Here is a 2312-nt window from a genome sequence, read left to right as displayed (position 1 = left end):
CGCCTGGGGCTCCGGGTGCGCCTGGTGCTCCGGGTGTTCCTGGTGCGCCGGGTGGGGTGCATGCGGCGGCGACGATGCTTGCCGGTGGTCCGGGTGCGCCCGGTGTGCCGGGTATGCCCGGTCCGGGTGGTCCGCAGCCGCCCGGTCCCCCCGGTGCCCCTGGTGCTCCTGGCGCCCCGGGTCAGCCCGGTGTCTCGGGTCCGCTGCCGCCCGGTCCTCCTGGTCCTCCCGGTGTGCCCGGGGCCGTGGGCGGCCAGACGCCGCCTCCGCCGGGCCCGGTCGGCAACTTCCCCGGCCCGCCTGGGGCTCCGGGTGCGCCTGGTGCTCCGGGTGTTCCTGGTGCGCCGGGTGGGGTGCATGCGGCGGCGACGATGCTTGCCGGTGGTCCGGGTGCGCCCGGTGTGCCGGGTATGCCGGGCCCGGGTGGTCCGCAGCCGCCCGGTCCCCCCGGTGCCCCTGGTGCTCCTGGCGCCCCGGGTCAGCCCGGTGTGCCCGGCCCCGGTGGTGCGCAGACGCCGCCTCCGCCGCCCGGCCCCGGGTACCCCGGCGGCCCCAGCGGCCCCGGCGGGGTGCACGCCGCCGCGACGATGCTCGCGGGCGGTACGCCCCCGCCCGGCATGCCCGGCCCGGGTACGCCTCCGCCGGGTATGCCCGGCCCCGGTATGCCGCCGCCCGGCGGCGGATACGCGTACCCCGCGCCGCCGTCCGGTCAGCCGACCGTCGGCCCCGGCTATATGGCGGTGCTGCGCTACCGCGCGCAGGACGGCTCCGAGCAGCAGCTCATCCGCCGTTCCGCGCCCGGCACCCCGCATCCCGAGTGGCAGATCCTGCACGAGCTACGCGTGATGAACGTCCCGCCGCACCAAGTGCTTGAGCTGCACACCGAGCTGGAGTCCTGCGATCTGCCAGGCGGCTACTGCGCGCGCATGATCAAGGAGACCTGGCCGCAGGTGCGGATCAGCCACACGGCGGCGTACGGGCGTGATCACGCGACCCGCCAGCAGGGTGTACGTCACCTCATCGAGCACCAGGGCGAGTTGCACCAGGTGGCGGACGGCCCGGCCCGCCCGGCCCCGAACCGGGTGCCGCTGCCGCACCCCAGCCAGGTGCAGCGGGTGGCCCCGGTGCCGCCGGAGGTGCTTGCGCAGGAGCTGATCCAGTCGTTCGGCCCGCAGGGCATCTTCCGCTTCGACCAGCGCGCGGTGTCGCGTATGGGCGTACCGGACGTGGTCGCGCAGACGCTGGTCATGGCGGGGCTGCCGATGGACTTCGGGCCGTTCTTCTGGGCGCAGGCCCAGCAAGGGCGCCCGGTGCCCACGCTCGCCGAGCTGGCCGCCGAGCGCGGGGTGCAGCCCGCGTCGGACGCGGGTTCGTACCTGGTCATGGGCAATGACTTCGGCCGTCAGCTGTGTGTGCAGTACGGCACGGCGCATATCGTCGCGGTGCCGGTGGAGGCGGGCCCCGGTGGTGCGCCCGTACCGCCGCAGTTCGTCAACTCCTCGCTGCCGGACTTCGTCCGCTGCCTGGCCCTGCTGGGCCGGATGTGGCGGCTGCGGTACGGGCTGACGCCGGAGCAGGCCGGCCGCTGGACGGTCGACTTCCAGGCGCAGCTGGCCTGCCTGGACCCGGCGGCGCTGTCCTCGCCCGACAACTGGTGGTCGGTGCTGCTGGAGCAGATGTGGGACGGTCTGCTCTGAGCGACCTCTGAGGCGAACATCGGCAGAACATCAGGACCGAGGCGCCCGACCCCCGTGACGGGGGCGGGCGCCTCGTCGTTGTGTTGTCCGGATCCGGTATCGACGGCGGCAGCGACATGTGGGGGAGGGCATGACATCCCCGGCCGAGGAAGATGGGCGGAGTGTCGCGTTATGTGCGATTAGCCGCGATCTATAAAGATGTGCGCCGGAGCGGTTGCATGCCGGACAAAAGGGGTTCCAAGGATGGGCGCATCGGTGTCACGTCAAGGTTTCACCATCGGCGGAAGGGGCCGCGGCTACCGGCCCGAGCAAGTCGACCGCAGTCTGGCGGAGTTGTCCGACGCGCGCGACGCGGCGTGGGAGCGCGCCGCGCGGCTCACGGTGCTCAGCAACGAACTGGCCGCCGAGGCCGGGCAGCTGCGCGAGGCGGTCGCCCAGCTTGCCCCCCAGACGTATGAATCCCTGGGCGACCGCGCCCGGCTGATCCTGTTCGCGTCCGAAGAGGAGGCCACGAGCCTGCGGGCGCGCGCCGAAGCCTCGGCACAGGAGCTGTGGGACGCCGTACGGGCCGCGACCCGTACGGTCGAGCAGGCCGCCCGCGAGGAGGCCGAGCGG

Annotated in this window: 1 protein-coding gene and 1 pseudogene; both read left to right on the top strand. The window is 74.1% G+C overall.

Annotated elements, in window-relative coordinates; genetic code table 11:
* A partial coding sequence (locus CCN51_RS26930) for an SUKH-4 family immunity protein (protein WP_211303255.1) occupies positions 1-1697 on the top strand: 1697 nt, incomplete at its 5' end.
* Positions 1698-1940: 243 nt separating this feature from the next.
* A pseudogene (locus tag CCN51_RS26925) lies at positions 1941-2312 on the top strand (cellulose-binding protein); the annotation flags it as partial.

The organism is Streptomyces milbemycinicus (assembly GCF_002154605.1).
GTDB classification, from domain to species: domain Bacteria; phylum Actinomycetota; class Actinomycetes; order Streptomycetales; family Streptomycetaceae; genus Streptomyces; species Streptomyces milbemycinicus.
The sequence above is the reverse complement of the archived record's forward strand: the minus strand, read 5'-3'. Positions and strand labels throughout refer to the sequence as shown.